Origin of the sequence: Alcaligenes sp. WGS1538, from assembly GCF_043187505.1 — a bacterium.
GTDB lineage: Bacteria > Pseudomonadota > Gammaproteobacteria > Burkholderiales > Burkholderiaceae_B > Alcaligenes.
Genome location: NZ_CP171109.1, coordinates 1,516,221 through 1,541,787 on the forward strand (window position 1 = coordinate 1,516,221; position 25,567 = coordinate 1,541,787).

35 protein-coding genes are annotated in these 25,567 nt (G+C 59.3%); 12 read left to right on the plus strand and 23 right to left on the minus strand.

Annotated elements, in window-relative coordinates:
• Positions 1–173: 173 nt before the first annotated feature.
• On the minus strand, positions 174–563 hold the full coding sequence (locus ACF3ND_RS07020; protein WP_394065359.1) for a DUF202 domain-containing protein: 390 nt from the start codon (positions 561–563) through the stop codon (positions 174–176).
• A gap of 427 nt (positions 564–990) precedes the next feature.
• Between ACF3ND_RS07020 and ACF3ND_RS07025 the strand changes: the two genes are divergently transcribed.
• A complete protein-coding gene (locus ACF3ND_RS07025; RefSeq protein WP_394065360.1) occupies positions 991–1,905 on the plus strand; it encodes a DNA/RNA non-specific endonuclease in 915 nt (304 codons plus the stop codon).
• A 250-nt stretch (positions 1,906–2,155) separates the two neighbouring features.
• On the opposite strand, the gene ACF3ND_RS07030 is transcribed toward ACF3ND_RS07025, so the two are convergent.
• Positions 2,156–2,503: a lysozyme inhibitor LprI family protein gene (locus tag ACF3ND_RS07030; protein ID WP_394065361.1), complete on the minus strand. Its 348-nt coding sequence runs from the start codon at positions 2,501–2,503 to the stop codon at positions 2,156–2,158.
• Positions 2,504–2,588: 85 nt separating this feature from the next.
• Positions 2,589–3,515, minus strand: a complete 927-nt coding sequence (locus ACF3ND_RS07035; RefSeq protein WP_394065362.1) for a LysR family transcriptional regulator — start codon at positions 3,513–3,515, stop codon at positions 2,589–2,591.
• Between the two features lie 109 nt (positions 3,516–3,624).
• On the opposite strand from ACF3ND_RS07035, the gene ACF3ND_RS07040 reads away from it, so the two are divergent.
• The gene (locus tag ACF3ND_RS07040) at positions 3,625–4,398 is read left to right on the plus strand and encodes an SDR family oxidoreductase (RefSeq protein ID WP_394065363.1); all 774 of its coding nucleotides are present in this window, start codon (positions 3,625–3,627) and stop codon (positions 4,396–4,398) included.
• A 57-nt stretch (positions 4,399–4,455) separates the two neighbouring features.
• Here the strand turns inward: ACF3ND_RS07040 and ACF3ND_RS07045 are convergent, their stop codons facing one another.
• The 3 genes from ACF3ND_RS07045 to ACF3ND_RS07055 form a co-directional block, all read right to left on the minus strand.
• On the minus strand, positions 4,456–4,656 hold the full coding sequence (locus ACF3ND_RS07045; protein WP_394065364.1) for a hypothetical protein: 201 nt from the start codon (positions 4,654–4,656) through the stop codon (positions 4,456–4,458).
• Between the two features lie 165 nt (positions 4,657–4,821).
• Positions 4,822–5,595, minus strand: coding sequence for an HpcH/HpaI aldolase/citrate lyase family protein (locus ACF3ND_RS07050; protein ID WP_394065365.1), 774 nt, complete (start codon positions 5,593–5,595; stop codon positions 4,822–4,824).
• A 7-nt stretch (positions 5,596–5,602) separates the two neighbouring features.
• Entirely contained in the window at positions 5,603–6,580 is a 978-nt protein-coding gene (locus ACF3ND_RS07055; RefSeq protein WP_394065366.1) for a Bug family tripartite tricarboxylate transporter substrate binding protein, read from the minus strand.
• Between the two features lie 228 nt (positions 6,581–6,808).
• Here ACF3ND_RS07055 and ACF3ND_RS07060 point away from each other — a divergent pair, with 228 nt between their 5' ends.
• The 5 genes from ACF3ND_RS07060 to ACF3ND_RS07080 all read left to right on the plus strand — a co-directional run bounded on the left by ACF3ND_RS07060 (position 6,809) and on the right by ACF3ND_RS07080 (position 12,110).
• Positions 6,809–7,069 (plus strand): hypothetical protein, encoded by a 261-nt coding sequence (locus tag ACF3ND_RS07060; protein ID WP_394065367.1) that lies wholly within the window; start codon positions 6,809–6,811, stop codon positions 7,067–7,069.
• Positions 7,070–7,118: 49 nt separating this feature from the next.
• On the plus strand, positions 7,119–8,111 hold the full coding sequence (locus ACF3ND_RS07065; protein ID WP_394065796.1) for an arsenic resistance protein: 993 nt from the start codon (positions 7,119–7,121) through the stop codon (positions 8,109–8,111).
• A 422-nt stretch (positions 8,112–8,533) separates the two neighbouring features.
• Positions 8,534–9,811 (plus strand): hypothetical protein, encoded by a 1,278-nt coding sequence (locus tag ACF3ND_RS07070; RefSeq protein WP_394065368.1) that lies wholly within the window; start codon positions 8,534–8,536, stop codon positions 9,809–9,811.
• A gap of 480 nt (positions 9,812–10,291) precedes the next feature.
• Positions 10,292–10,507: a hypothetical protein gene (locus tag ACF3ND_RS07075; RefSeq protein ID WP_394065369.1), complete on the plus strand. Its 216-nt coding sequence runs from the start codon at positions 10,292–10,294 to the stop codon at positions 10,505–10,507.
• Between the two features lie 412 nt (positions 10,508–10,919).
• The gene (locus ACF3ND_RS07080; RefSeq protein WP_394065370.1) at positions 10,920–12,110 is read left to right on the plus strand and encodes a hypothetical protein; all 1,191 of its coding nucleotides are present in this window, start codon (positions 10,920–10,922) and stop codon (positions 12,108–12,110) included.
• A 142-nt stretch (positions 12,111–12,252) separates the two neighbouring features.
• On the opposite strand, the gene ACF3ND_RS07085 is transcribed toward ACF3ND_RS07080, so the two are convergent.
• The 3 genes from ACF3ND_RS07085 to ACF3ND_RS07095 all read right to left on the minus strand — a co-directional run bounded on the left by ACF3ND_RS07085 (position 12,253) and on the right by ACF3ND_RS07095 (position 14,013).
• Complete coding sequence (locus ACF3ND_RS07085; RefSeq protein WP_394065371.1) at positions 12,253–12,465, minus strand: hypothetical protein; 213 nt, start codon at positions 12,463–12,465, stop codon at positions 12,253–12,255.
• Between the two features lie 91 nt (positions 12,466–12,556).
• Positions 12,557–12,676, minus strand: coding sequence for a hypothetical protein (locus ACF3ND_RS07090; RefSeq protein ID WP_394065797.1), 120 nt, complete (start codon positions 12,674–12,676; stop codon positions 12,557–12,559).
• A gap of 1,154 nt (positions 12,677–13,830) precedes the next feature.
• The gene (locus ACF3ND_RS07095) at positions 13,831–14,013 is read right to left on the minus strand and encodes a hypothetical protein (protein WP_394065372.1); all 183 of its coding nucleotides are present in this window, start codon (positions 14,011–14,013) and stop codon (positions 13,831–13,833) included.
• A gap of 192 nt (positions 14,014–14,205) precedes the next feature.
• On the opposite strand from ACF3ND_RS07095, the gene ACF3ND_RS07100 reads away from it, so the two are divergent.
• The 5 genes from ACF3ND_RS07100 to ACF3ND_RS07120 all read left to right on the plus strand — a co-directional run bounded on the left by ACF3ND_RS07100 (position 14,206) and on the right by ACF3ND_RS07120 (position 16,599).
• Positions 14,206–14,724, plus strand: a complete 519-nt coding sequence (locus tag ACF3ND_RS07100; protein ID WP_394065373.1) for a hypothetical protein — start codon at positions 14,206–14,208, stop codon at positions 14,722–14,724.
• Position 14,725: 1 nt separating this feature from the next.
• Positions 14,726–14,875 (plus strand): hypothetical protein, encoded by a 150-nt coding sequence (locus ACF3ND_RS07105; RefSeq protein ID WP_394065374.1) that lies wholly within the window; start codon positions 14,726–14,728, stop codon positions 14,873–14,875.
• Between the two features lie 186 nt (positions 14,876–15,061).
• Positions 15,062–15,349, plus strand: a complete 288-nt coding sequence (locus tag ACF3ND_RS07110; protein WP_394065375.1) for a hypothetical protein — start codon at positions 15,062–15,064, stop codon at positions 15,347–15,349.
• Positions 15,350–15,359: 10 nt separating this feature from the next.
• Positions 15,360–16,124 carry a restriction endonuclease gene (locus ACF3ND_RS07115; RefSeq protein ID WP_394065376.1) on the plus strand — a complete coding sequence of 255 codons (765 nt, stop codon included), beginning with the start codon at positions 15,360–15,362 and terminating at the stop codon, positions 16,122–16,124.
• A 184-nt stretch (positions 16,125–16,308) separates the two neighbouring features.
• On the plus strand, positions 16,309–16,599 hold the full coding sequence (locus tag ACF3ND_RS07120; protein ID WP_394065377.1) for a hypothetical protein: 291 nt from the start codon (positions 16,309–16,311) through the stop codon (positions 16,597–16,599).
• A 57-nt stretch (positions 16,600–16,656) separates the two neighbouring features.
• Here ACF3ND_RS07120 and ACF3ND_RS07125 read toward each other — a convergent pair whose 3' ends face one another.
• The 14 genes from ACF3ND_RS07125 to ACF3ND_RS07190 form a co-directional block, all read right to left on the minus strand.
• Complete coding sequence (locus ACF3ND_RS07125) at positions 16,657–17,073, minus strand: BON domain-containing protein (protein WP_394065378.1); 417 nt, start codon at positions 17,071–17,073, stop codon at positions 16,657–16,659.
• A gap of 572 nt (positions 17,074–17,645) precedes the next feature.
• Positions 17,646–17,879, minus strand: coding sequence for a helix-turn-helix domain-containing protein (locus tag ACF3ND_RS07130; protein WP_394065379.1), 234 nt, complete (start codon positions 17,877–17,879; stop codon positions 17,646–17,648).
• Between the two features lie 85 nt (positions 17,880–17,964).
• Positions 17,965–19,110, minus strand: a complete 1,146-nt coding sequence (locus ACF3ND_RS07135; RefSeq protein ID WP_394065380.1) for a hypothetical protein — start codon at positions 19,108–19,110, stop codon at positions 17,965–17,967.
• A complete protein-coding gene (locus tag ACF3ND_RS07140; RefSeq protein WP_394065381.1) occupies positions 19,107–19,280 on the minus strand; it encodes a hypothetical protein in 174 nt (57 codons plus the stop codon). Before ACF3ND_RS07140 ends, ACF3ND_RS07135 begins: the two co-directional genes overlap by 4 nt.
• Complete coding sequence (locus ACF3ND_RS07145; RefSeq protein ID WP_394065382.1) at positions 19,277–19,771, minus strand: class I SAM-dependent methyltransferase; 495 nt, start codon at positions 19,769–19,771, stop codon at positions 19,277–19,279. The genes ACF3ND_RS07140 and ACF3ND_RS07145 overlap by 4 nt, the downstream gene beginning before the upstream one ends.
• Positions 19,768–20,151: a hypothetical protein gene (locus tag ACF3ND_RS07150; RefSeq protein WP_394065383.1), complete on the minus strand. Its 384-nt coding sequence runs from the start codon at positions 20,149–20,151 to the stop codon at positions 19,768–19,770. Before ACF3ND_RS07150 ends, ACF3ND_RS07145 begins: the two co-directional genes overlap by 4 nt.
• A gap of 214 nt (positions 20,152–20,365) precedes the next feature.
• Positions 20,366–21,823: a DNA cytosine methyltransferase gene (locus ACF3ND_RS07155; RefSeq protein WP_394065384.1), complete on the minus strand. Its 1,458-nt coding sequence runs from the start codon at positions 21,821–21,823 to the stop codon at positions 20,366–20,368.
• A gap of 99 nt (positions 21,824–21,922) precedes the next feature.
• Positions 21,923–22,207, minus strand: coding sequence for a hypothetical protein (locus ACF3ND_RS07160; protein ID WP_394065385.1), 285 nt, complete (start codon positions 22,205–22,207; stop codon positions 21,923–21,925).
• An 8-nt stretch (positions 22,208–22,215) separates the two neighbouring features.
• Positions 22,216–22,725, minus strand: a complete 510-nt coding sequence (locus tag ACF3ND_RS07165) for a siphovirus Gp157 family protein (RefSeq protein WP_394065386.1) — start codon at positions 22,723–22,725, stop codon at positions 22,216–22,218.
• A gap of 39 nt (positions 22,726–22,764) precedes the next feature.
• Entirely contained in the window at positions 22,765–23,406 is a 642-nt protein-coding gene (locus ACF3ND_RS07170) for a hypothetical protein (protein ID WP_394065387.1), read from the minus strand.
• A gap of 11 nt (positions 23,407–23,417) precedes the next feature.
• Entirely contained in the window at positions 23,418–24,074 is a 657-nt protein-coding gene (locus tag ACF3ND_RS07175; protein ID WP_394065388.1) for an ATP-binding protein, read from the minus strand.
• A gap of 31 nt (positions 24,075–24,105) precedes the next feature.
• Positions 24,106–24,285: a hypothetical protein gene (locus tag ACF3ND_RS07180; RefSeq protein ID WP_394065389.1), complete on the minus strand. Its 180-nt coding sequence runs from the start codon at positions 24,283–24,285 to the stop codon at positions 24,106–24,108.
• Complete coding sequence (locus ACF3ND_RS07185) at positions 24,282–24,500, minus strand: hypothetical protein (RefSeq protein WP_394065390.1); 219 nt, start codon at positions 24,498–24,500, stop codon at positions 24,282–24,284. The genes ACF3ND_RS07180 and ACF3ND_RS07185 overlap by 4 nt, the downstream gene beginning before the upstream one ends.
• A gap of 91 nt (positions 24,501–24,591) precedes the next feature.
• Positions 24,592–24,942 carry a hypothetical protein gene (locus ACF3ND_RS07190; protein ID WP_394065391.1) on the minus strand — a complete coding sequence of 117 codons (351 nt, stop codon included), beginning with the start codon at positions 24,940–24,942 and terminating at the stop codon, positions 24,592–24,594.
• Positions 24,943–25,567: the final 625 nt, after the last annotated feature.

Genomic DNA, 25,567 nt, shown 5'->3' on the forward strand with positions numbered 1-25,567 from the left:
TGAGCGTCGGATACAAGGTGAATTTCCTGGCCCCGGCCCAGGGTCAGGCCCTGATTGCGTGCGGCCGGGTATTGCGCCCGGGACGCAGCCTGATGAGAGGCTTGCGCCCTGATGCAGCAGACCAGCATGGTCATGCAGGCCGCCCGGAGACGCCAGGGGCGTCCTGAGGAGACTCAGAAGGCCGGCGGCTTTCTGTAAGTCAGCAGCATCACGCACAGCGCGGCGGTGCACAGGCCATAGATGATGGAGCCGTAGGAAAAGGTGACGCCCATGCCGCATACCTTGGAGAACAACAGCGACTTTTCGCAGATGCTTTTGATCGTGGAGGCGAAGATGCCGATGTGTGCGGCCATGGCGAGCCAGGCGAACCGGACCTTGTCGGCCCAGATCAGGCTGGCGACGGCCAGGACGGACAGCGGCAGGAGAAAGCCGAAAAAACCGGCGCTCCAGCCGGAATAGGCGTCCGAGGCCTGAGCCAGGCTGTTGTTGATATGGGCAAAGGGAAGAAACCAGAAAGCGAGCAGCGCTGCGCATAGGCCGAAAATCAGGTTTCTGGAATTCATGATCTGCGCAATCAAGGGATAGGTGTCTATTGCATAGGAAGATTCCAGTGTAACAGAAAATCTCTCTTTATAAATATGAGTTATATTGGATGGTTTATACATATTCGATTGGTATCGGTTTCGGTATATAACGCAACAAAACTACTATTAGTTCATGCCCGCGGGCAGCCATGAGAGACATCTGGTGAGTTTGTCGGCGAGCCGGCTTTAACGAGTATCGGGATCATGTGCATCGCGTCCGTATCTACGTCCGCTTCCACGCAAACGTATGTCAGTTCCTTCTCGCCGTGCAGTGTCATTGGTCTGTATGTAACGACTTTTACAAGTCCGTTCCGGTATGACAGGATGCAGGACGGCAGGGCTGCTTATAATCGGTGCGCTGCCGGTGCAACGATGCGGGCCGGCGGCTGCATCCAGTACGAGCGGCATGAGCAGAAAGAAAAAAGCAGTATCGACAAGAAAATCATCGGGCAGGAACAAGTCAGGGGCGGCAAGCCTCATCCGTTTTCTGAAGTCAGCGGGGGCTTCGGCGCTGGCGGCGTTCGGAGCGGCCAGTTGCGCTCTTCATCCGCAGTTACGGGATTGGCCGGACCTGGATCAGGTCCTGGCGAAGCTGGAGTGGCCGCAGGCCTCGTCCGCCGTCGCGCCCCCAGCGGCGCCGGCCGATGGCTATGTCCAGACTTCGTTTGCGCAATGCCCGCAGTTCTTTCCCGGCAAGCCTCCGGTGGTGCCGGCGGCCTACACGCTGCGCGAGTTGTGCTTCAGTTCGTTTGCGATCTTGCACAGCGGCCAGACCAAGACGCCCGTCTTCGTGGTGGAGCGTCTGAACCGGCGTGCCCTGCAGGCCGGGCAAGGCCTGCCACGCACCGACAAGTTCTATGCGGAAGGCCGCCTGCCGGCGTCCGAACGGGCCGAGCTGGCAGACTATCGCGGTTCGGGCTATTCGCGCGGGCACATGGCCCCGGCCGGCGACATGGCTGACGAACAGGGCATGGCGCAGAGTTTCTCCCTGGCCAATATGGTGCCGCAGAACCAGGCTCACAACGGCGGGCCCTGGAATCAGATCGAAGGGGACACCCGCAAATACGTGCAACGCGCCGCCGGCGATGTGTATGTGTTCACGGGGCCGGTATTCGCGGCGCGGCCGCCCACCATAGGCCAGGGCAGGGTGGCTGTGCCCGGCCATCTGTTCAAGCTGGTATATGACGCCACCACTCGCCGGTCGTGGGTGCATTGGCAGGCCAACGATGCCGCGACCAAGGCGGGCCCGCCCATCAGCTACGAGGAATTCGTGCGGCGCACGGGCATGCATTTGCTGCCGGCGCTGGCGCCGTTGTTGTGAGCGACACATGCTGCCGAACCGGCTTTTTGAAGACGCCGTTCAAGGCGCATGAAATTCGGACGGGGATGATCATTCGACCCGCCCCGTCCAATCTTCAAAGTATCGATGGCATCGACCCGGCCACAAGTATCTTTCATCAAACAGAAAATCCAGCGGGATGTGGGATTGGCACCTTATACGGCTTGCGCGTACGTTCCGCCGTGGCCGTCGGCTTGGGAAGCCGGCGGTCTTGCAGCGGCGTCGGGCAGGCTCAGCGCGGAACGGGGCAGGTGAGGTCCCCTTCCTCGCAGGACGTGTAGCGTTCCAGTTCCCGGACGCGCTGCCGAGTCACGGCTTCCAGGCAGGCCTGCATGGCCAAGGGATAGGCGCTGCCGCCGTCGACCGCCGAGGCCTGGAATTTGCATTCCGCGTCCCGGAACTTCATCCAGGCCCGCTGCGCGTCCACCAGCGATTTCTTGCCGTCCGCATCGTCTTTGAGACGGGCGACGATTTCCTGATACGTCTTGTTGAGCTGCGCGTCGACGGCCTTGTAGCTGTCGTTGGCGTGGGCGGCGAAGGATGCCGTCAGGGCGAGCAGTGCAAGCAGGTGCTTATGCATGTATGGTTCCCTTGAAATGGCGCGCCTGAGATGTTGGCGCAACGGCGTGTATCGTAACCTGCCGGGCGGCTGTTGCGGCGAGGACTCAGGCGTCGGGCAGGTCCGCGTCGCCCGTGTCCAGGCAGGGGGCCAGGATGTCGGCCAGCCACGTGCTGAAGACCTGGACGCGTCGCGACAGATGACGCCGGTGCGGGTAGACGATCTGCACCGGCATGCTGGGCGCCGGCCAGTCCTGCAGTACCTGAACCAGCTCGCCGCTGTGCAGATGCTCCTGCACGTCGAAGGCAGGGATCTGTATCAGTCCCAGGCCCGCCAGGCAGCAGGCGATGTAGGTTTCGGCATTATTGGCCGACACCCGCGTCTGCATCGCCTGTGTGTGCGTCTGTCCCTGCTCGCGCCACTCCCAGGGGGCGAGGCGGCCTGCGGCTGGCGCCGCGTAATGGATGGCGTAGTGCTGCGCCAGATCCTGCGGGATATGGGGCGTTCCATGGCGCGCCAGGTAGGAGGGGCTGGCGCAATTGATCATTCTGAACACGCCCAGCGGCCGCGCCACCAGGCTGCTGGCCGCCATCTCGCCCACTCTCACGGCGCAGTCCACGCCTTCGTGCACCAGGTCCACGGTACGATCGCTGGAACCCAGGTCTATCTGGATGCCGGGATGGCGTTCCAGAAACCGGGGCAGGGCCGGCGCCACCTGCCGCCGCGCAAGGCGGCTGGGCAGGTCCACGCGCAGGCGCCCGTTCAGGCCGCGGATGTCGGGCTTGAACAGATGCTCCAGTTCCTCGCTGTCGTTCACCAGGGCCATGGCGCGCTCCAGCAGTGCCTCTCCATCGCGGGTCAGGCTTACGCGGCGGGTCGTGCGGTTGAAGAGCCGCGCGCCCAGCCGGTTTTCCAGTTGCTGGATCGCCAGCGAGATCGTGGGCCGCGGCAGGCCCAACTGTTCGGCTGCCGCGGTGAATCCGCCGCTGTGGGCGACACGGATGAAGATGCGGAACTGGTCGATGCGGTCCATGGGATGCATTGGTAATGATTTCTGGATAGTGTAGATGCAAAGCCTGGATTTATTCGGCTTCAATTGCTAAATAAAGTCATGGAATCCCTCATCCCAAAAGGAGATCTCCATGACTCAACACAGTATCGAAGGCAAAGTCGTGCTCGTGGCCGGCGGCGCCAAGAACCTGGGCGGCCTGATCGCCCGCGACCTGGCCGCGCACGGCGCTGCGGCCGTGGCGATCCACTACCATAGCGCGGCCTCCAAGGACGATGCCGAGGCCACCCTGGCCGCCATCCGCAAGACAGGGGCCAAGGCAGTGGCCCTGCAGGCGGACCTGAGTTCGGCGGGCGCCGTCGAGCGCTTGTTCGTCGACGCGGTTGCCGCCGTGGGCAGGCCCCACATCGCCATCAATACCGTGGGCAAGGTGCTCAAGAAGCCCATTCTGGAGGTCAGCGAGGCGGAGTACGATGAAATGAGCGCCGTCAATGCCAAAAGCGCCTTCTTCTTTCTGAAGGAAGCAGGCCGGCATGTGCAGGACGGGGGCAAGATCTGCACGCTGGTGACCTCCCTGCTGGGCGCCTTTACGCCCTTTTATGCCGCTTATGCCGGCACCAAGGCCCCGGTGGAGCATTTCACCCGCGCGGCCGCCAAGGAGCTGGGCGCGCGCGGCATTTCAGTGACGGCCGTGGGCCCCGGCCCCATGGACACTCCGTTTTTCTATCCCGCTGAAGGCGAGGATGCGGTGGCCTATCACAAGACGGCGGCCGCCCTGTCCCCATTCAGCCACACGGGGCTGACCGACATCGAGGACGTGGTGCCGTTCATCCGCCATCTGGTGAGCGACGGCTGGTGGATCACGGGCCAGACCATTCTCGTCAATGGCGGCTACACCACGAAGTAGTTGAAAGGCCCGCCCGGGTCGCTCCCGGGCTCTTGCCCGGGGGCGGCCGCCCCTTGATCACGAGCCGGGCGGATCGTTGGGGTCCGGCTGCGCAGGCGGCTCCGGGGGGAGTTCCACGGGGCTGCGGTCCGGATCGATTTCCGGCGGCTGGTCAGGCTTGTGGCCGGGGTAGGGCGTGCGATCCGGGCTGGGGACGGGCGGTCTGCGGGGATCGGGCTCAGGGCCTGGCGCGAGTCTGGGGTCTGGCGTGAGAGGCATGCTTGCTCCTTGTCGAAAAGAAAGTGACGCGGGACTTGCTGCCGTTTCATGCTAGGACCTTCCGGTCGTGCATTTCGCACCAGATGCAAGCATCCGTATGAAAAAATGCCGCGCTGTCCAAAGGGCGTTCGAAGAGCGCTTGCAGCCCTCTGGCCAGGCGCCTGCTCAGGACAGCCTGTCCTGTGCAGTGCACAGGGCGGCTGCGGCGGCCGAGCGCAGGCATTGTATGTCGCTGCCTATTGCGATCAGCCTGGCTCCAGCCTTGTAGTAGTCGCTGGCCAGGTCCAGGTTGGGCGCCAGCACGCCGGCCATCTTGCCGGCCGCCTCGGCCTGCCGGATCCCTTCCACGATGGCGGCCTTGACGCGGGGATGCTCGGGTTCGCCCAGATGGCCCATGTCGGCGGACAGGTCGGCCGGTCCGAAAAAAAGAATGTCGATTTCAGGCAGGCAGGTGAATTCGGGGATGGATTCGAGCGCTTGCACGGTCTCGATCTGGATGGCGATCACGATTTCCCGGGCTGCGTCGGCCAGGTAGCCGGGCTGTTGTCCATACCGGGCGGCGCGCCCGGCCGTGGACACGCCGCGCGCGCCTGCGGGGGCATAGCGGGTGGCATGGATGATGTCCCGCGCCTGCCCGACATTCTCGACATAGGGAAAGAGCAGGTTCTTGGCCCCGGCGTCCAGCAGGCGCTTGATGGTGACGCGATCGTTGCCGGGCGGACGCACGAAGCCGCTTACTTGAGAGGAGTCCAGCACGCGCAGTTGGTCGATGATGTCGCCCAGGCTGTTCGGAGCGTGCTCCATGTCCAGCAGGAGCCAGTCGTAATCGGTGCTGGACAGCACTTCCACTGCCGTGGCGCTGGTCAGGGAGCTCCAGAGGCCGATCAAGCGCTCGCCTCGGTCCACGCGCTCTTTGAGCGTATTGAATTTGCAGGGCATGGCGGCCTCAGTCAATGGAGACCTGGGCCTGGGTTGCGACCGCCTTCCACTTGGCATCGCTCTCGGCCACGAATTGTTTGAATTGCGCAACCGTTCCGGTCGCCACCTCGTCTCCTTGCTGCTGGAGGCGCTCCCGCATTCCCGGATCGCTCATCGCCTTGTTGAAGGCGGAGTTGAGCGTCGTGATGACGTCCTCGGGCGTGCCCGCCGGCGCGAAGATGCCGATCCAGCCGGAGAACTCGAAGTCCTTCACGCCTGCCTCGGTCATGGTGGGCAGATCGGGCAGGGCGGAGGGGCGTCGCGCCCCCGTGGTGGCCAGAGCCTTGAGCTTGCCCGCCTGGATTTGCGGCAGCACGTTGGGAATGTTGGTGATCGAGAAGGTGGCTTCGCCGTTGAGCAGCGCCAGGGCCGTCTGCGATCCGCCCGCGTAGGGAATGTGTTCGAACTGGACCTCGGCGCTGTGGCGGAAGTACTCGCCGGCCAGGTGGACCAGGGTGCCGTTTCCCGTCGAGGCATAGTTGTATGCTCCCGGCTTGTCGTTCAGGAACTGGATGAATTCGGGCACGGTGCTGCCCGGAAAGGCCTGGCTGGTTGCCAGCACGAAAGGCGAGGAGGTCAGCTGGACCACCGGCGCCAGGGCTTTGGCGGGATCGTAGCCCAGGTTCTTGTAGACGGCGGGGGAGATCGAGATGGGCCCCACGCCCGAGAGCAGGATGGTGTAGCCGTCGGGTCTGGCCTGGGAGACGATGCGCCCGCCCAGCGTGCCGCCGGCTCCCGGCTTGTTCTCCACGATGAACTGCTGACCCAGTTCGGTGCGCAGGCGTTCGGCCGCCAGGCGGGCCACGACGTCGAAGGCCCCCCCGGCCACGAAGGGAACGACGAGCGTGACGGGACGCTGGGGATAGCCTTGGGCCTGTGCAGCCAGAGGAAGGGCCAGCGGGATGCAAGCCAGCAGAGCAGCCGCGTTCTTATTGAATACTGACATGTTTTGTCTCTTTATTTGATACTTTTTCTAAGGTCTGAGCATACTAACACCGAAAATTGAGACTAATGGTTCCATTTTGTTGTTTTTCAGGGTAAATGCTAAGGCGGCTTATCGGTTGAGCGAGAACCCGGCTGACGTGGCAACTGTATCCATGTGCAAGGCCGCCTCGGTCCCGCTTTTCTTATCTGCTATAAGAACAGGTCAGAGATTCATACAGGGAAAAGAGAGATGATCACGCGACTATTGGGCCGATCCGCCATCCTGCTGGCTTGTTCCGCCGCGCTTGCCGCCTGCTCTTCCGGCGGTTCGAGCACGGTCGGCGGGTCGAGCGGCTCGAGCGGTATTTCACGCTTGTTCAATGAATGCGCCTGGAACCGCAGCAACTGCATGCATGAAGGACGCTATGAGCCCGGCGAGCGCGAGTACGCCGAGCAAGAGGCCAGGGACTTGAACCGGGCGTCCGCTGCCCGCTTGCGCCGGGGGCTGTAAGCATTTAAGGTTGCGGGTCTGAACAATTCGGCAGGAAAGCGGGATGGGCCTGGAAAGAATCCGCGACAGCCTGGAGGGCAGGCAGATCGCGATCTATTTTGGCGCGGCGGCGATTGCCCTCGGCGTGGCCCTGTTCGTTCCCGGCGCGACAATGCTGGAAGCGGCTGTCAATCCCGCTCTGGCCTTCATGCTGTATGTGACCTTCTTGCAGGTTCCGCTCGTGGATCTGGGCCAGGCCTTGAAGCAGACGCGGTTCATGGCCGTGTTGCTCCTGTCCAACTTCGTGTTGATGCCGGCGCTGGTCTTCGCGCTTGCCGGCTTGCTGCCGGACGAGCCCATGCTGCGGCTGGGCGTCATGCTGGTGCTGCTGGCGCCTTGCATTGATTATGTCGTCACGTTTGCCCACCTGGGCCGCGCGGACGCTCGGGCGCTTCTGGCCTCGACGCCGGTGTTGCTGCTGGTGCAGATGCTGCTGTTGCCTCTCTACCTGAAATCCGCATTCGGACGGGATGTTGCTCTTTACATCGACGCCGGCCCTTTCCTGGATGCGTTCTTGTGGCTGATCGCCGCGCCGCTGGTCCTGGCCGGCCTCACCCAGTTCCTGGCCGCGCGCCGCAGAGGATGGAGGCGCGCACAGCAAGTGTTGGGCCTGGCGCCCGTGCCTGCCACGGCATTGGTGCTGTTCATCGTCATCGCGGCGGTGGCGCCGCAGCTGGGCTCGGCCATGGGCGCCGTCCTGCTGGTCCTGCCCGTCTATCTCGCGTACGCCATCATCGCACCCATGTGCGGCTGGTGGCTGGCGCGCAGGGCCAGACTGGATGTTCCGGCCAGCCGGGCCGTCGCGTTCAGTTCGGCCACGCGCAACTCCCTGGTGATCCTGCCCTTGGCGCTGTCCATCCCAGGCGCCATTCCCGTCCTGCCGGCCGTCATCGTGACGCAGACGCTGGTCGAGCTGCTGGCGGAGCTGGTCTACGTGCGCTTGGCGGCGCGGTGGGGAGCGAGCGCGAACGAGTGTGCGGACCGCAGTCTGGCAGATGATTGAGCGGCCTTGTCTCCGATATGCAGCTTTGTAGTGGTGGCAGACCATTTCGTGAAATCTTGCTGAAACTGTCTCCAGGCGGCTCTTGCGGGCACGTCTCCCAGTCGCTCGGGCTGAACACTGATCATTTTTTTTTCCAGCGCCCGTCCTGTACGCGGGGGGCGTTCGGCACGGGCGGGACAAGCGCGCGCACGTCGTAGCCGGTGCTGGCACGCCGCAGCCTGATCGGATTCTGTGGGAGTGCGTGGTCGAGAGGGCCTGCATCCGAATTTCGGCTAAGGAACATTTAGTATACATCGGTTACTAAATTTCATATGACGGCGTCTGTGCCCTGACGACCTTGTGTTTTGAGCTGCGGCGGGGAATTTCAGCATTCCTGATCCTGGTTTGGTTGCTGAAATCCCATTTGACTGAGGAAGACGAACATGTTCACTCAAACCTCTAATATTTCTGTCCAACTGGATGGACACCAGGAGCTGGTGCTACAGCTACAGCGAGAAGATCTGGGATCTTGCCCTCTGGGGACCGTCGGCAACCTGCAAGTCAATGTGGAACAGGGCGGGACGGCGCCTGCCCGTAGGGCCGGGGTGCGATTGTCGGAGATACGCCGGTCGCTGGCAGGCAGAGGCGTTAATTTGAACGCTTGCTTCACCCGCGAATCCCCGCAAGCGCGAGCGCAGCGCGATGCATTGGCCGCGGCTCGAGCTGAGGTCCGCGCCAACAGCCGACTCATCGGCAATTTGCTGGGCAGCCTGACGGCTCCTGCCGCTGGTCTTCGGAACCACGACAGAATTGCCCAGGCGCTGATAGCGTTGAATGTGCCTGCCGAAGGTCGCTTGTACTCGCTAAAGGGAGCGGAGTACTGCCTGGCCACTTATTTGGATGAATTAAAGAAATCCGATCGTGATGCTCTGAGCCATGGGGTACTGGGCAATAAGGAAGCCTGCACAGCCGTCCTGGACAGGATTTCGACTCGTACTGATGACGCGTTGCGTCTGCGGGCGCACTTGGTGTTGACGAATATTGCAGAAGTCCTGGATCAGTGCGTGTTGCAATATGCCGTGCATGAGCCTTTATCGCACTTTGTAAATCTGCTGGATGCCCGCCCAGTGAACGGGCGAAAGCTGTGCGAGCAGTTGATGATGATTTCCTTCGATAATACTGTGTTGGAATGTTATTTCAGTTCCTTGCCCGCGGATGAATTCAAAAAGATGGTGCTTGCATTACTTTGCGGGAGCCCGGATAAAGTCCGAGCGGCTCTGTTCAATCGCGACGTTAATATGCGGGACCCGGCCTATACCAAATGGAATGCTCTCGCAAAGCTGGATAAGGTCCGCTTGGCGCTTTCCAACGTGCTCTATGAACGGGTTAAGCCCGTTATGGATACGGTGGATTTTATTCTGGCTTTGGTCTTTCGAACTCAATGGAATCAACGCGACGCATGCGGGGGCTTGCGATATTTGAGCGGTGAGGTGAGCGAGCTTCTTGCGGTCTACGGAGTACTGCCTCGCCTGGCAAGTGAGCGTGTGCGTGAACGGGTCAATCAAAGCATGGACTTGCTCCGTGACCGTCAAAATAATCCGGTTGGTCCGCTCAACGTGCATTCCCTGCGCAAACTGGATGACGGCATGCGCGCGGATCTGGGCGGGGCCGCCCAGGTTCTGCGCAGCTTTGGGTTGAAGCTGGAGTCTGAGATGTATTGAACTTGGTCCGATCATCCACATGGCTGGCTCCTGATTGGTCTCAGGGCTCGCACAGCCGCTGGATTCGTTAGCCGTAATGTCGAGGCGATGAAGCTGTTTGCCCATGACGCGGACACTTCATGTTCAGGGCCGAACTGGACCGATGTTCAGATGCCGGTGTTACTCATCGGCGTGTCTATTCTAGGGTATGGGGCTCAGGATAGGCGACGGCGTTCGACGCCACCGGCATGGACGAGCGCCCGCACTAGACGTCCCTGGTGTGATCGCTTTGACAGAGCTGTTAAGTCGCTGGCAGAGGAACGTCGGGGAGCTGTCGGTTACCCACCCTTGCGTTGGCGATGACCATGCCGTGGCAGCGACGTGCTTCGGGCTGTGGCAAAGAACGCGGCCAATTACGGATCCCGGCTTGATTGTCGGGGTTTCATCCGAGCAAGACGAAAATGATAATTCAAGCCGCTAATGCTCCTACCTTCATACTACATGGCAGAATTGAAAAATAAAGACATCGGGGCATTACGCGAGGGCGTGTTAGGGAGCGCGTATCACTATGAATCACTGCAGGCTCTGGCCACGATACGTGACCTTTCTTTGCGGAAGCAGACTTCTCAGATGCTGGATCAGATTAAGAATGCCCTGGATCAGCGCCTAGCTGAAGACTTTGCGAGAGAGTCCGCCGCCTTCAAGCACATAGACTGACGATTTTCGTCGGGTCCCGGTTCCATCCCGGGTCGCGCCATGTACGCATTTGCGGGCAGCGATGCACACGGCGGACAGGGCACGATGTCCGTTGGCGTGGCGTATTAGGCTCTGTTAGCCGATGGCCGCCTTCAGCGCCTGATCGGCTGGCACAGCCCCTATCCTGTCCGCTGCGGTTCGCACAGGCCGGCGGCGCGTCTTCCGTTTCCGCGGCTTGATGCCGTGTTCGGCAAGAATAAAGTAGTAGATACAAGGCCTTTTTAGCGATGAAGGAACACCAAGTGAACCTGGGTTACTAAAGCCAGGGGTTCAGGCTGAGCGCTTCTTTACGATATAGGTATGCAACCGCGGCGTGTCCCGTCAACACTTACTGTCCACGCTCTGGAGTATGGGCTCTTTTTCGAGAAAAATCATGACATTGATATCTACGCAATCTTATACCCCCGATATTCCGACTCCAGCTTTTACCCCCATTATCCCGTTCAGCCGCGAGCCTAAGCTGGAGCGCAAGGACGTGGCGTCTTATTCTCTGGGAACTATAGGCAACCGGCAGTTCAACGCAAAGAAGGGAGGCACGGCACGTGCTAACCGCATTTTCGTGGCCTTGTCGGACATGAAATATTCCTTGGTTAAGCGCCTGTCCGATCTGAAGGATAGTTTCACCTGGGCGCCGGCCGAGAAGCGGGCGCAGCGCGCCTACCGTGCAGAGGTTCGCAGCAACAGCCGTCATATCGGCAATTTGCTGGGCAGTTTGACGTCCCCGGCGGACTGCGCCATGGGGTGGGCCAGGATCACCCAGAAGCTGGAGCAGCTGGCCGAGCGCTCCGAAGGCAACCTGGCCAAACTAAAAGGGTGGCGCTATTGCTTGGAGACCTACGTGGCCGACTTGAGCAACGCAGATCTCAAGGCTATGCGCAATGGAGTGCTGGGCAATTCGTTCGCCCGCGAGTTCTTGCTGTGCGAAGAATCCGCTAAGCATCCAGGCTTGGCGACCGAGATGCTGAATCAGATCGCGCAGGTCCTGGAGCGGCGGCTGGTTGAAACCTTGCAGGAGCCGTTGGAGGGCATTGCCGAGCAATTGTCCGCCAAGCCAATCGACGGGGAAAAGCTGAAAGGCTGCTTGAGCAGTTTGTACAGCTCGCCGGCTATTGCCGCGCTGAATCGTTATCTCCCTCATTATCTCTTGTCTTTGCCCGAGGACCAATTGACTGAGTTTCGGGCGCTGGTGGATCAGAGCAAACAGCTTCCGTACTTTGCGGCTCTGCTCAAAGCCAAACCGGACCAGGGCCGCCCGCAGGCAATGTTCAAGCAATTTTGCGAGTCTATGCGTGCCTTGGAACAAGCACCGGTGCAGCGCGACGCTTTGTCCCTCGAGGTCGGTCCTCAGTTTGGCGGTCTGCTGCTTCAGGTGGCTGATGAAGAAGCTCAAGTGAAAGATTTCAGCGATTCGCCGCTGCTGAAGCCGCGATCTCAGGGTTTTCTGAGCGGGCTAGCGGAGAAAAAGAGAGTGGTAAATGCGTATTTGGATGCCGTGACTCGTGGAGATTTCAAAAGATTGCGCGCTGATCTGGATTATGCTGCGGAGGTTGCCCGATCTCTGTAGTGTAGGGTCGGCGTTTTTCTCCAGGCCCACAGGCGGGTTTCAACTTTCAAGGATTCCCAGATTGGTTGATTGAGTCATCGAGCCGAGGGCCTTGGCGTGACCCCCGGTCTTGCCATTCTTTGCGCTTATAAGTCGATGTGTTCTATAGCTTGAAGATGGCCAAGCTGGAAGAATCAAGCCCCGCTGGAAACGGCGGGGCTTTCGTATTCACCATGATGACCTTGCGCCTGGAGCGCGGGCACAGGCCAAAATGACCTGCGACATCGCCTCTGTTTGGCATGCCATTTCCGATGGGGTCAAGCCGCAAGTCGTTGAGCTTGCTGTCTTTCGAGTTATTGATTTCAACGGTTTTCATTCTCTGGTGCGAACAAGGAAAACCGGTGTCGCGTCAAATCAACAGCTTATGAATGCTGTGGGGCGTGAATGGGACCGACGCCCCGCGCGTCTCATATTGTTTTTTTTTTTGCCAGGTAGCGGAGCAGCTCCGCACCTGTGTTCCGGCCATTCACGGCCTTGATTTTGCCTTCCTGTATTCGCTTTTGCAGCGTGTTGTAGCTGATGCCCAGGCGCTTGCAGGCATCCGCAAACCATGTCTTCTACGGCCTGCTTGGCGCCATACCGGTTCAGGACCTCACGAGCAATGTCGATGAATTGCTGTGCCTCGACCGGATGGTCCGTGCTCATGACCCACAGTTCGCCGTCGCACGGGTGGCCGTGTTTAGTGGTGGTGCTCATCAATGATTCTTCTTTGAAAGGTGATGTTCGGAAAGGTGGGGGTATGGCCGAGCAGGCAATGCCTTCAATGCGGGTGAAGGAACGCGAGGTATTCGACGGTTACTCAAATTTCGAGTCGGCAACTTGCGAGACGCAGCGACGCAGTACGCCGATGTCCAAGCTGGATGACTGCGACTAATAGAATCGCGAACCGAAGAAAATCCCGAGCGGCGGCAGACGCTTGCCATGTGGATCCATATCTGCGCTGGCTGCCAACGACTCTTCATTCATCCGTCAAGCGCCGTGACTTTTAAGGAGTTTGATTATGACTATGCAATCGCTTTCCCTGCAGCCGACGCAGTTGCTTGAACGCAATGATCTGTGGTCTAGTCCTCTGGGAAACGTCGGCAATCTGCGATATTCCGCGGAACGGGGCGGGACGCCAAGTGTTTCTTTCCCCCGCGCGTTATGGGCGGTCACATCTAGCACAGTGGGCTATTGTGCATTTCGCCTTAGCTGCCCGTCCGAGCAAGCATCGCAGGCCCGCCTGGCACGAACTCGGGCCTTCTACAACAGCCTGCTTTGTGGCAATTTGCTGGGTTATCTAACCGCCAGGCCGGATGACCTCCAGGGCAGCTCCAAGATCGTCCAGTGGTTTGCGCAGGCAAGCAGGTTGTCGAGCAATGACCTATCCAGGCTGGTTGGGTGGCGGTACAGCCTGTCCATTTATATGAGTGAATTGACAGATGCCGACATCAGGGCCCTGCGCGATGGGATCCTGGGCAGTCCGAGCGCCAAAGCGGCGGTGCTGAATCAGATCTCTCGTAATAGAAATGACCCGTCACGCCAGCTGGCGTCTCAGATGCTGGGTCAGATTGAGAGAGAGCTGCAACAGCGGCTGACCAGAGATTCCGCGAGGATCAGGTAGGCTGCCGCACCGTTGTCCATCCAAGCGATGCAAGAGCTTGGATATAGGTTCAAGTTTTGCGGGCTTGCATGCTGATCCTCATCTGCGTTTCTCCTTCAGCAGGTGGTATTCAGTATTGGGGGCGACGTTCGACGCCACCGGGATGAATGCGCGTGTGCCGTAGACCTGGGCGGCGCGCTGCAGGCTGATGGATTCCTGGCTGAAAGCCTGAACGGGATTGCGGCGAATGTCGTCGTCATGCATGTGCTGCTTCTGGCGCATTGGCGGCCTCCTGCTGCTCTACGTTCATTGCAGGTTTCGAGCGTGACGCCCTGGGCGAACCGCACCTGTATCCCAGCAAAGAAGCGGACCAGCTCAAGCAGGTCGGCAGCGTGATCTGCTCATTGCCGCCCTGAGCTGCCGGCGGGTTGGACCACGCCGTTCTGCTGCGCTGACGGGGCAGGGGAATGGGCCATGCGTCCGCATACCGCGGCGCAGATCCAGCCATTTGGCCGCAAAGCCAAAGCCAGGATACTTGCGCTGATGCGGCACAATGCCGCCCTGGCTGAGCAGGTTCAACTGGCTCCGGACAAACAGGGCGTCGATGAAATCATCTGGGAATACCCGGCCGCCATCGCGGCAATTATCGGCATGCTGATAATGCCGCCGAAGTCTGCGCGGGAATTCATCGGTCGTATGATGTGCACAGTGTTGAGCTCGGTCATTCTTGGGCCACTGCTGACTATCTGGGTGATCACTCGGCAGCCGGGACTGCTGGCCCAGGCTGTCCAGGTAGCAGCGCATACCGGCGTTACTGAGGACCTGCATAGCGTGATGGGTCTATTCTACGTGATGGGGCCATGGATGCTGAGCGCTGGGCTGCCAGTGTGGTGGATCCTGGGGGAGGCGTGGATGCGGTGGCCGCAGCGCATGCAGGAGCAGGGCATTCCTAGCTGGGTTGCTGAAATGGAAGGGAACATTTCGGGAAAGTGATATGCAAAAATTGATCAATGTGATCCTGGGCCTGTTGGCCCATTTTTTTCGTCCGAAAAAAGCCGAAGAGGCCGGTCCGCCTACCGCCGATCCTAAGCCCCTGCGCCGCTTGGCCTGGGGTAACAAGGTCAGCGCTGCATTTCGCGATTGAGTATTCGAGATTTGCCGGGAACTGGGCATCGAGCCGGACTACCTGATGGCGTGAATCGCCTTCGAGAGTGCTGAGACGTTCAGGCCCGATATCCGAAACGCCGCAGGCAGCGGCGCCACAGGGCTGATTCAGTTCATGCCGGCGACGGCTAGGGGCCTGGGTACGACCACAGCGGCGCTGGCGGCGATGACGACTGAGCAGCAGATCGAATGGCTGTCGGCATATTTTCTGCCGTACAAAGGCCGGCTCAAGACGTGGGCGGAGGTGTACATGACGATCCTCTGGCCCGCTGGTATCGGCACGGCTGACGATTGGACGCTCTGGGATCAGGTTAGCCGGTCCACGACCTACCGCCAGAACGCGGGGCTGGACGCCAACCAGGACGGCAAGATCACGAAGGCTGAGGCCGCTGCCAAGGTGCTGGCCAAGCTGGAGCGCGGCCGCCTGCCTCAATTCCAATGGGAGGGCGCGTGATCACAAAACTATGGGAACGAATGGCGGGCTGGCTGGGCCTGCTGGGCGGCCTGGTCCTGGCTGGTGTGGCGCTGCTGCAGGTTGGGCGGCGCAGGGCAGGGGGCAGGCAGAGGAAAAACAACATGAGGCGGATCTGTCCGCCGTGGAGGTATCAATTGAACTGGAAGTGATGGAATATCCTCAAGACGTAATTACAAAACTATCCATGAATGCTACTGGAGCAGAGATCGACGAGCTCGTTGAAGTGGAATTTGTGGATGAGAGCCCAATCTGGCTTCCTCCTGCCAAGGAAATACATGTTCCTGAAAGTAGGATAATAAGCGATTTTTCAGAGATAAATAATACAATTCCGAAATTGATAAAGCTCATACAGGAGGATAGTAGCTATATTTACCGAATATCGACGAGAGAATTCGAGGAAATAGTTGCTGAGATTTTTAGAGCTCAGGGTTATCAGGTGACTTTAACAAAAAGAACGCGTGATGGAGGCAAGGACATTATTGCGATCAATAAAAATAAACTAGGATTGGAAACTTGCTATTTTATCGAGTGCAAAAGGCATGCCTTCGATAGCAAGGTTGATGTGGGAATCGTCAGAGAAGTTTATGGTATTCACTCGGCTAGAAATGGACCAAACAAATCAATTATTGCCACAACGTCAACCTTTACTCCAGATGCCATTAAATTCGCCAACAATGAAGTGCGTAGCAGATGGGATATGGAGCTAAAAGACATTCAGGATATCCTGCAATGGATCAGGTATTACAAATTTTAGGTTGTCAGGTCATTCAGAAAAACACCTTCGACTGCAGCTGAATTCCAGCATTGATCGCTCACTTTTAGTCTTCAAACGATTGCTTCTAGTCGATTGTAACCAGAAAAATAGATAGCCTAAGTCTGTTCACCTCTCCCTACGTCACCGGTGGAGGATTACGACGAGCTGCGCCGGAACTGGTCCCATGACTAACGCGGGCTGTTTGTGGACGCGAGAAATCCGGATCAGCCATCAGGATGAGCTGACGCACGGGTCCGGTCAGCGGATCCTGAGGCACAATCTGGAGAGAGAAGCGCTGCCCTTGATGTATGAGCTATTCGTCGTCCGTCAGGTGCGCCAAGCAGCCGATACTGCCGTCAGAATGTTTGCCGAGCTGCTTGGTAAGCTTGATGAGACTGCGGAAATCTACGCAGCAGGGGCTGAAAGACCTAGGATAGCAGGGCTGGCCTGCGAGTCTGCTGATGTGGATGCCTAGAGCCGGTAGCGACTGCACCGCCGCCCCATGGCCGTTCGTATGGCGTTCGCCCTCGAGTCAGTTGGCTTTCACTTTCAGTCCGGCGGCGTCAACCTTGTTCACGCCTTTTACACCTTCCGCCGTCGCGACGGCTTTCTTGTGTTCGTTATCACTTGCAACGGTCCCGGTGAGCGTAGCGAGACCGTTGTTGGTTTTGACCGAGATGTCGGCACCTTGCAGTTCTTTATTTGAAGTGAGCTCGGACTTAATTTTCTTCGTGATTTCTGCGTCGCTAATTTTTTCTTCGGCATCGGCCCTATGAGCCTTTACTTCCTGGGCGTTTGCCTCTCCGGGGGTCTTCTTCTCAACCGTCTTCCCGGTAGTCGCAGACAGATCAGGGTGGGATGGTCTTTCTTCTGCCATGACGCTCGTGCTCAACCCGAAGCTGAGAGCCGAAGCCAGCAATAGTTTAAAGGTAGTTGTAGAGTGGGACATTTTTTTCACCTGGTTAAGCCATGGTGGGGAATGGTTGTTCTCGGTTGCAACGCTTAAGGTGATTCGCAGAGGCATTTGAGAGGAGGCCCAAGTCCCGCGGTTTCCAGTGCATGATGTCTTCATATTCGACGGGTTCGCGCGCTTGTCGGATGCGTCCGCACATACATCACCTCATCCGGATGCATGAACCGTCTTTATACACCTCTTCGGGCTTGCGCTGTGTCAATTTCCGTCCGCTACCATTTTTTGTAAATCTCGAGCTCATTCAGCGTGTGATGCATGCGGTTGATTTTTTCCTGCAGACGCCGAATTCTGGGCGCGATACCCAGATGGGTGTTTTGTGATGCTGGCCATGTCCTGTATTCGTGGGGCCGTTATGGGGCCTGCGAAGCTGAATGTTTGAAAACAGGCTATCAAAAGCCGTCAGGGGGTGGAAGCTAAGTTGTTGATTCGGTTTAAAATTGATCTTTTTGAATCAACGGGTTTCAATGCCCTGGTGCGAACGGAGAGACTCTTAGGGCCGCATGATTGCTTGGTTTGAGCGAAAAATGCGAGCAAAATGGGAGCAAATTTTATTCTTCGACTAGCCCAAGGTAGCGGCGGATCTCGGCGCCAGTAATGCGTCCATCCACGGGTTTAATCTTACCCTCAAGAATGCGTTTTTGTAGCGTGTTGTAGCTTATGCGCAAGAACTTGCACGCGTCTTTGTAGTGATAGCAGACCATTTCATCGAAGGCCTGTTGAGCACCCCTTTGGGCGGCTCTTGCCAGCATATCTTCCAGTTGTTCGGGCTGGATACTGATCATTGTTTTCTCCTTCAAGTGCCCGGCGCAGGGCCGGGCAGATTCCATTCTTTTGCGGTCACGGCGAGCATGGCCGTGATGGTGTTGATCACGGGGCTGGCTCCTTACGGGCTGCGTCGATGACCTCATATTCCAGGTCGCCGCCGCCATCCTCGTCCTCGACTGCTGTTATGCGAACGGACACGTTTGGCAGACGGATTGCTCGCTGCACCTCTACAACGTTCCCTACGCTCAGGCCGTGATTACACTGCACCTCTACGAGCACGTTATGGATGCTGTCCTGGCATCGCTCCGGGTCATCGTCATCCCAGAACATATCCGGCTCCGCATCCACCTTGGCGGCGTCCGTGTCTTGGGCTGCATCGCAGTTCTCGCAATGCCCAGCAGCAGCGATGAAGCCGGCACCGTAGCTGTTGGATGGGTAGAGGTCGCCGCAGCCGCAGGAAACCACGTCGGCGTCCTGCTGCGCTTGGGTGGCAGCCAGCTTTTTCATAGCAGCCGCGATCTGCCCGCGCAGGAACGCCGGCAAAGCCCCGTTCTCTGCCATCGAGCGCAGATACTCCAGATCGGGCGCAGCGGGTATCAGGCTATCGGGGAGGGGCTGCGCCTGGACGGCAACGGGAGTCTTGACGGATTTAAGCAAAATCTCCCAAACGCCGCGCAAGCAATAGGCCAGGTCACGCCCGGCTTCGTTCATTGCTGGCCGCATCCAAGCGATAGCAGCGTCCAGGCCGGCGAGGGGGATGGTTTCAGGAACCAGCTTCCAACCCTCTGGCGCTGGCTGGGCGGCAACGGGGGCGGCGTAGAGGGGAATCGGTAGATCGTAGTCGTCGCAGTAGAGGTGGGCTTCTTTCTGGGTGGGAAACAGCATGGGCTCGTCGTGATGCGTCATCCACGCCACCGGCTCCGCGCTCACAGGGGCGGACACTTCCGACCCGTCGTCCTGGCCGAAATGATCGACATTTTGCCGTGCATGGCCTGTATTCACGCGGGTTTCAGCCTGGCCGAAATCAGCGGCAAGGGCGGCCTGTTCCGCGCTCACAGGGGCGGCAAAGAGCGGTTTCCAGCCAAATTTCTCGGCTGCCTCATGCAGCTTTTTTTTGTCGCCGCCAAAGCTGGCTGCGTCCTGGTACCTCTCGATCCCCATTGCATGCGCGGTGCCGCCCGGGACTCTGTAGGCGATCGGCTCTACGCCCGCGGCAGGCTTGGCCTGCTTTTGAGTGCTGGTGCTCATCGGTTCTTCTCCTTCAGCAGGTGGTATTCAGTATTGGGGGCGGCGTTCGACACCACCGGGATGAATGCGCGTGTGCCGTAGACCTGGGCGGCGCGCTGCAGGTTGATCTGTTCTTGCGCCGTGGATCCTGCCGGCCGGCGCTGCATGGCGTTGATGGGGGCGTCGATCATGTCTGTCCTTTCATGAAGGTGATCCAGTGAGTCTTGTTGAGTCGGCCTGAGCGGTAGCCATAGAGGGGCTGCTGGTCGGTGCAGGCCAGGATTTCATGCACGGGGATCTGAACCTCGTTCCATTTGAAGTTCAGGGTGCCGTGGGGGCGCAGCACCCGAAAGCACTCGGCAAAGCCTTTGCGCAGATCCTCCCGCCAGTCGGCGCCCAGCTTCCCGTATTTGGCCGCCATCCAACTGCGCGGGCCTGCGCGGACCAAGTGAGGCGGGTCGAACACGACGTGATAGAAGGCTTCGTCAGGGAATGGCATGTCCCGAAAGTCGAACCGAACATCCGGGTGAATGTGGACGGCCCGGGTCCCGTCGTCGCGGTGGGTACGATCCGTCACAAGGATCGACTCCTGTCGCAGGTCGCCAAATAAGCAGCGCTGGTCCTGCTGGTTGAACCACATCATGCGGCCACCGCAGCATGGATCTAAAACAGTAGCTGTCATGCTGCCTCCTTTCGTCGACGTGCCCCTGGATACTCCGGGTAGGGTTTGTATTTGGTGGGCGCGATCACATTTGCCAGCAGCGTTTTCCAGACGTCTTTGTTGTTGGGTATTGCCAGCAACTCCGACACTGGCATATCCAACGTCACCCCATCGAAATCTCGCGGATTCCCTGGGCGGGCTAGTGATTCGACAACGGCAACAGGTACGGCAATATTGCTGCCTGTGTTGTAGTAATCGAGGTGCGCCATGATTCGATCATTCGAGTACCGGCCAGCGCGGGACAAACGCCAGCGGTAGCCTTTGTCATCTTCTGCCCAAAGGGTGATGTATCGGTGTTCGCGCAATGTGTGCATTACGCTGATTACGATGTAGTCAGGCACTGTCTGGCCTCCCATCCGTTCTCACCCCACACCACGCAATCTGGCGATAGCTCATGGCAGAGGGATGCATATCCGTTGTTGAAATGTCCGTGCCCGCGGGACTTATGCAGCAGCACGCGGGGCACGGGGTCATGGCGAAGGGTAAAAATTTGCCCCGGCTCGATGTGTCGAAGGCGGGGCAGGGGCTTCTTTCCTTTGTGGCGCGTCTTGTTTTTCATCGGCTCTCCAATATCTGGTTGACCTGCTGGATGCGCTCGCCGATCCAGCGGACATTCGTAACGCACCAGGAATTGCCGAGCGCTTTGTAGCGCGGGCCGTCGGGACACATTGAAGCAACTGCGTCGCGAATCTCGGCAGAGTGCTTGTCGGCTGGCCAGTAACCAGCCTTCCAGGGGATGCGCGTGTAGTTGCGTGGGAAGGCCTGCAGCGCTTCGCACTCCTCGGGAGTGAGGCGACGGACCTGCATCTGAGCCAGGACGTGCGGCTTGTCTCCGCCGCCAGTGCTGGCGCGCAGCGCATGGCCGACCTCGTCTCCCATTTCGGCAGTGGCTCCTGCTTCACGGCCGCGCAAGGCGACCGCCACAGCTTGATGCCCTCCGCCGTTTGCGTGACTACCAGCATGAGACATAGCCCGTAAAGTGCTAGCCATCTCTACTTCAACCCCGAATCCGTTCTGGCCACTGCTTTTGCAGTCAAAGGCAATTGCTGGAGCGTGTGCGCCGGCCGCCAACGGGTGGCATGGATCGCCGGCCCGGGGGCGGCTGTAATTTCCCTTGCTGGTGATCTGCGTTGTGTCGAATGGAACGGGGATTATTGGTGTCCCTCGTCCCGTGCCGTCTTCGCTTGCATCAAATCCTTCGCCGCGCAGACTGTGGGCGATGAATGTCTCGCTATCGAAGTCCATCCGACCGCTGGCGCTTGCACAGACATTGAGAGCTGTGGCCACGTCTATCGGTCCAGCCGTATTGTTCCCACCAAACGCCATCAAGCTGGCGCCGCAACCATCGACGGCGATAACTGGGTCTTGATCCCGCGTTTCGCCGATTTGCTCAACTCCGCGGCCCGAACTGACAAGGCTTGGTGCAATATCGGCGGCAAGGCCTTGCCCCGTTTCGCGGCGCGGCGCAGGATCCCCCGACAGGCTGTGGCGCTCAAAAAGAACCGCTGCGGCAGCTCTCCAGTCTCCAAGACATCCGACAACGAACACACGACGGCGTCGCTGGGGTACTCCAAAGTACTGAGCGTCAAGAACTCGGTAGGCGAACCCATACCCGAGTTGGCCCAGCATCCTGAGGAAGGCTCCAAAATCTCGCCCTCGGTTACTGGACAAGACACCGGGGACGTTCTCCCATACCAGCCAGCGGGGGCGGTATTTTGCAGCAATGGCACCAAAGGTAAGCATGAGGTTGCCACGTGGGTCATCCAGTCCTTTTCGCAGGCCTGCGACGCTGAAGGACTGACAAGGGGTTCCTCCGCAAAGAAGGTCAATTGGCTCATCAGGCCACTCCTGAAATTTGGTCATGTCTCCCCAGTTGGGGATGTCGGGGTAGTGGTGGGCCAGTACGGCACAAGGAAAGGGCTCGATTTCGCTGAACGCGACCGCGCGCCACCCGAGCGGGTTCCACGCAACGGACGCCGCTTCGATGCCCGAGCAAACGCTCAAGAAGCGCATATTCGCTACCGGCGCAGCGGCCGGCCTCCGTTTTCATCTACTGGGACGCCGGAACGTCTACTCCGGCGGGGTGGATGGCAGATTTGTCTACCTGGAGTGCTAGACGTGAGTTATTTTTCGGCTGGGTACGTCGGCCATCGTCAAGGGTTTGGCTGGGAGCATGTAGACTCGGCCGTAGCCGTCATCCATCTTTGATACGGCTCGGACCACTACGTCCTTGCGGTGCCGTGCGCTCAACCACTTGCGCATGGCGTTGGCGACTCGGTTCACGGCCTCGGAGTCCACTTTGATGCATTGACCCGGGCGCAATCGCTTGAATGTGTCGTCGTATTTGGTGGCAGTCAGGCGACGGGCCGGGAATGGGGTATCATCGATTTCGAACATGTTCCTTCCTATCGGATATTGAGCCGAAAGCCCTGCGTCAGCCGAGCGCCGGGTACGTCTGCACCATCCTTGATGGCCTGCGCAATCAGCTTCTTGTCTGGCTTGGGCGCCGGCGGCGGCGGATCGGACAGATAGTCCGCGGGAAGCTGGCGCTCGTCGAAAATGTCCACGCTTGGCGGGTTCTTGGCGATGCTGATGCTGAACAGGGGCGCATCAATGCGCTCGATTCCGCTGGCCAGCATGTTGTCCAGCACGTACTTGCGCAGGGCGTCCGCCCGGGCCTGGCGGGCCTTCTTCAGGTCCTGCAGCCGTCGGATTTCTGCATCGATAGCGGGCAGGTCGGCTTCCATCACACGGGCCACCATTTCGCAGCCCTGGGCCTTTTCGGCGATCTGAGCGGGTAGGCCGGTGGATTCGATCGTGTCCGCGATAGTCTCGGGGTCGAAGTCGCGTTCGGCCAGCAGGTGGGCGAGGGCTCGGTATTCAGACGTCAGCGTATAGAGTGCGGGTGTGCTCATATGCTTCCGGGCAGCTTATTGGACTGCCCGGCTCCTGGGTCAGTAGTTGCCGAAGTCGGGGCCATAGGGGTCGTCTGGTTGCTGGCCGTTGCGTGCGGCCTGGTAGGCATTCCCAGCTGGAACTTGGCGTTGTTGTTGGGCCGGGGCTGGAGCTTGCTTGTCCTTGAGATTGGAGATGATGTGGGCCAGAGCCTGGGGCTGCACCTTGCCTTCCAAGACTTCTTTGGCCATTAGCTCGGTAGAGGCCTGGAATGGCGCGAAGATGTTGAACTTGTAGCCTTCCTCGCCGTTGTCCTTGACGTAGAACTCCTTCTGTAGAACGAGGCCGACCGGCTTGTTATGCAGGTCGGGATAGCCGATAGCTTGCTCCTTGGTTCCGTCCGGCTTGGCCACGTTTCCGCTCTTCGGGGTGAGCTCCTTGATCCCCATGACCGTCATCAAGGCGTTGAGCACTTTGAAGCCATACAGGGCCTCGCCTTTGGCGTTGAAGGTCCAGAGCGTCAAGTAATTCGCCTGCCGGCCGTCCTGTGCACGAAAGGAGAGCTCAATTCCTTCTGTGCCGCTGCGTGATGTCACCGCCTTGGCAACGGTGAAGACCCCGACGTATTTGCCGGTCTGGTCGATGTACGAGTTTTGGTTTGCCTGCTGGGCGGCGGTTGTATCCAGGGTATAGCTGCGCATTGCGATTCCTTTTAGGCGGGCTGTTCGGTTGGGGTGTAGTAGGAGTGAATGGCCTGGTCCACGGCGGCCAGGTCGTTGTCGATGGCCTCAGAGTCAAACAGGCCCATTGGGGTCTTGACGGTGTCGCTGCCGTTGTTGCGGGTTGAAAACAGGTACTGTCCGTCGCGCACCAGGGTTCGCAGAACGATGGTCACCATGCCTTCGAGGGTGATTTTCTCGTCCAGCATCTTCCCAATGGTTTTGATCTTGGTACGGCCCTGGTCGGTGGTTTCTACGTGGCTCAGGATGTAGACCCGGGCGTCGTCGGGAAGGCTGGCTGCAGCGTTCAGGATGTCCCAGGCGTTCTTGCCGATTTCGGTGAACTTGTCGAACCCACGTTCGCTGGTGCGCCTCATGAACTCGTTGGCCATGACGTACTGGAAGTCGTCGATCACAATCACTTTGCGGCGAGTGCCTTTGAGCAAGTGGATGATTTCTGCGGGGCTGTCGGTCTGAAAGATGTTGCCGGCCTTGTTGGTTTCCCGGTCAAAGCGCTGCCAAGCTGTGGCGCGAAATGGCAAGGGTTTTTTGACGGCCTGAATCAACAGGGTTTCTGCTGGGTCCATATTGCGGAGGCTGGTGGTCTTGCCGGTCCCGGACTCGCCCAGGACCATGGTTACTGTGCTCATGATGTTCTCCGATTCGTGCGGCTCTTGATGTTCAGTTGAGGCCGGCGGCTGCGCCCAGGTTGGCGAAGATCCCGATGAAGATGGTTAGAACGAGGACCACGCCGATCCATGCCTTGCGTGGGATTCGGCTACTGTTGGGCGCCCATCCTCCGACGCCGTCGTATGGGTTGCGGCGCCGGGTGCGGGGGAAGCCGGGGTTCAGGTCAGTCATGTCTGTCGTCCTTTGCGTAACGCCTCGGCAAGCTCGTCGGCCTGGTCAGCGGTGATGTAGATTTCCACGACCTGGCCGCGGTCGATGAGCTGATCAGTTTCCCCGTCATATGCCTGCTCGGAGACAATGGTCAGGCGTATATAGCTGGTGGCGCCGCGTTGCGGGTCAATGCGCGCCGTACCGCCGTTCAAGTCCACAAAAACTGGTTTGGTCATGGCTGTCTCCAGATACTGATAACGCCCTCGATTCCAAGAGCGACAAAGAAAGCGGCGCAGCAGAACAGCGCTGCGAAAATGCAGAACTCGATTAGCACGGCAGCGCCTCCAGCTCTTGGCGGGTCATGCTGTCGTGCGTGTGGCGGGCCCAGCGTTCGATGATGTTGTCGCGGTCGGCGCGCAGCTTGGGGCGTAGGTCCTCGTCGTCGAGGGCGGCCAGCAGCCGGGCCGAATAGTCGTCAGCCAACACAATCAGCTCGTTCTCCATGCATTCGATTAGGCCGGCGCGGCTCTCGGCCCGGGTGACTGCCGGGTATGTGTAGGCCATGGTGACGAACTCGCTTTTGCCATACAGGCAGTCGCGGATCTGCTCCGCGATATAGGCGCGGCGGCGCTCCGCCAGCTCGTGCGCGAGGTACTCGCGTTCTGCAAAGGCGTTCATGATGTGCTCCGATGGGGGGCGCCGCGGCGGGCGCTGAGGAATAGATGGGTAGAGGGCTCGAACCGGCTTGATCTGGCTCTCGCTTTGAAATGCGGCCGGGATCGGCTCACAGTGGCCCTCTGATAGCAACCCTCCCGCGGATAAAGCACCGCTTTGCCACACATTACCGTTTGGGAGTCGAAGGGATTTGCCGGCGTCGCTAACACGCCGGCGGAAGGTTGCTATCGGAAGAGGCCCGTATCGTGGGCCAGCCGCGAAACTACCGTATCGGGTTCTCAGGACTTCATTTCCCCAGTTGCTGGGCGCGGCTTCCATTTCTGGCGTACGTCCTGCCGATACATCCGCTTCGATTGATGCCCGCAGCCGTCATCCGCGCACGCATGAGCGTGGTTGTCGGGCCTAGGCGATTGATGGTGGCCGGGTGCATCCTTCGTCCGGCGTGGGGTTGATTTACCAAGGCGTACCCTTTCGGGACACTCCCTCACGATTTAGCGCTTTGCCTGCGCGTACTGCTCACCATCAAGGGTAGGTGCTTGCAGGAATCGATCCTGCCGATTCACCACTATTCGTCCAGCGGTCGCCTCCCAATGGCGATAAGCACCTACTCTTGATGGTCCTGGCCTTT

Excerpts from the sequence above, each read along its gene's own strand:
- ACF3ND_RS07045 (WP_394065364.1), bottom strand. The coding sequence starts at position 4,656 with ATGCCTCTCACGCCAGACCCCAGACTCGCGCCAGGCCCTGAGCCCGAT.
- ACF3ND_RS07085 (WP_394065371.1), bottom strand. The coding sequence starts at position 12,465 with ATGAAAACCGTTGAAATCAATAACTCGAAAGACAGCAAGCTCAACGAC.
- ACF3ND_RS07100 (WP_394065373.1), top strand. The coding sequence starts at position 14,206 with ATGCGTCCGCATACCGCGGCGCAGATCCAGCCATTTGGCCGCAAAGCC.
- ACF3ND_RS07145 (WP_394065382.1), bottom strand. The coding sequence starts at position 19,771 with ATGACAGCTACTGTTTTAGATCCATGCTGCGGTGGCCGCATGATGTGG.
- ACF3ND_RS07060 (WP_394065367.1), top strand. The coding sequence starts at position 6,809 with ATGATCACGCGACTATTGGGCCGATCCGCCATCCTGCTGGCTTGTTCC.
- ACF3ND_RS07095 (WP_394065372.1), bottom strand. The coding sequence starts at position 14,013 with ATGCGCCAGAAGCAGCACATGCATGACGACGACATTCGCCGCAATCCC.
- ACF3ND_RS07155 (WP_394065384.1), bottom strand. The coding sequence starts at position 21,823 with ATGCGCTTCTTGAGCGTTTGCTCGGGCATCGAAGCGGCGTCCGTTGCG.
- ACF3ND_RS07190 (WP_394065391.1), bottom strand. The coding sequence starts at position 24,942 with ATGAACGCCTTTGCAGAACGCGAGTACCTCGCGCACGAGCTGGCGGAG.
- ACF3ND_RS07185 (WP_394065390.1), bottom strand. The coding sequence starts at position 24,500 with ATGACCAAACCAGTTTTTGTGGACTTGAACGGCGGTACGGCGCGCATT.
- ACF3ND_RS07025 (WP_394065360.1), top strand. The coding sequence starts at position 991 with ATGAGCAGAAAGAAAAAAGCAGTATCGACAAGAAAATCATCGGGCAGG.
- ACF3ND_RS07105 (WP_394065374.1), top strand. The coding sequence starts at position 14,726 with ATGCAAAAATTGATCAATGTGATCCTGGGCCTGTTGGCCCATTTTTTT.
- ACF3ND_RS07175 (WP_394065388.1), bottom strand. The coding sequence starts at position 24,074 with ATGAGCACAGTAACCATGGTCCTGGGCGAGTCCGGGACCGGCAAGACC.
- ACF3ND_RS07040 (WP_394065363.1), top strand. The coding sequence starts at position 3,625 with ATGACTCAACACAGTATCGAAGGCAAAGTCGTGCTCGTGGCCGGCGGC.
- ACF3ND_RS07020 (WP_394065359.1), bottom strand. The coding sequence starts at position 563 with ATGAATTCCAGAAACCTGATTTTCGGCCTATGCGCAGCGCTGCTCGCT.
- ACF3ND_RS07035 (WP_394065362.1), bottom strand. The coding sequence starts at position 3,515 with ATGGACCGCATCGACCAGTTCCGCATCTTCATCCGTGTCGCCCACAGC.
- ACF3ND_RS07135 (WP_394065380.1), bottom strand. The coding sequence starts at position 19,110 with ATGAGCACCAGCACTCAAAAGCAGGCCAAGCCTGCCGCGGGCGTAGAG.
- ACF3ND_RS07030 (WP_394065361.1), bottom strand. The coding sequence starts at position 2,503 with ATGCATAAGCACCTGCTTGCACTGCTCGCCCTGACGGCATCCTTCGCC.
- ACF3ND_RS07075 (WP_394065369.1), top strand. The coding sequence starts at position 10,292 with ATGGCAGAATTGAAAAATAAAGACATCGGGGCATTACGCGAGGGCGTG.
- ACF3ND_RS07180 (WP_394065389.1), bottom strand. The coding sequence starts at position 24,285 with ATGACTGACCTGAACCCCGGCTTCCCCCGCACCCGGCGCCGCAACCCA.
- ACF3ND_RS07055 (WP_394065366.1), bottom strand. The coding sequence starts at position 6,580 with ATGTCAGTATTCAATAAGAACGCGGCTGCTCTGCTGGCTTGCATCCCG.
- ACF3ND_RS07115 (WP_394065376.1), top strand. The coding sequence starts at position 15,360 with ATGGGAACGAATGGCGGGCTGGCTGGGCCTGCTGGGCGGCCTGGTCCT.
- ACF3ND_RS07080 (WP_394065370.1), top strand. The coding sequence starts at position 10,920 with ATGACATTGATATCTACGCAATCTTATACCCCCGATATTCCGACTCCA.
- ACF3ND_RS07070 (WP_394065368.1), top strand. The coding sequence starts at position 8,534 with ATGTTCACTCAAACCTCTAATATTTCTGTCCAACTGGATGGACACCAG.
- ACF3ND_RS07120 (WP_394065377.1), top strand. The coding sequence starts at position 16,309 with ATGACTAACGCGGGCTGTTTGTGGACGCGAGAAATCCGGATCAGCCAT.
- ACF3ND_RS07110 (WP_394065375.1), top strand. The coding sequence starts at position 15,062 with ATGACGACTGAGCAGCAGATCGAATGGCTGTCGGCATATTTTCTGCCG.
- ACF3ND_RS07165 (WP_394065386.1), bottom strand. The coding sequence starts at position 22,725 with ATGAGCACACCCGCACTCTATACGCTGACGTCTGAATACCGAGCCCTC.
- ACF3ND_RS07160 (WP_394065385.1), bottom strand. The coding sequence starts at position 22,207 with ATGTTCGAAATCGATGATACCCCATTCCCGGCCCGTCGCCTGACTGCC.
- ACF3ND_RS07140 (WP_394065381.1), bottom strand. The coding sequence starts at position 19,280 with ATGATCGACGCCCCCATCAACGCCATGCAGCGCCGGCCGGCAGGATCC.
- ACF3ND_RS07050 (WP_394065365.1), bottom strand. The coding sequence starts at position 5,595 with ATGCCCTGCAAATTCAATACGCTCAAAGAGCGCGTGGACCGAGGCGAG.
- ACF3ND_RS07125 (WP_394065378.1), bottom strand. The coding sequence starts at position 17,073 with ATGTCCCACTCTACAACTACCTTTAAACTATTGCTGGCTTCGGCTCTC.
- ACF3ND_RS07130 (WP_394065379.1), bottom strand. The coding sequence starts at position 17,879 with ATGATCAGTATCCAGCCCGAACAACTGGAAGATATGCTGGCAAGAGCC.
- ACF3ND_RS07170 (WP_394065387.1), bottom strand. The coding sequence starts at position 23,406 with ATGCGCAGCTATACCCTGGATACAACCGCCGCCCAGCAGGCAAACCAA.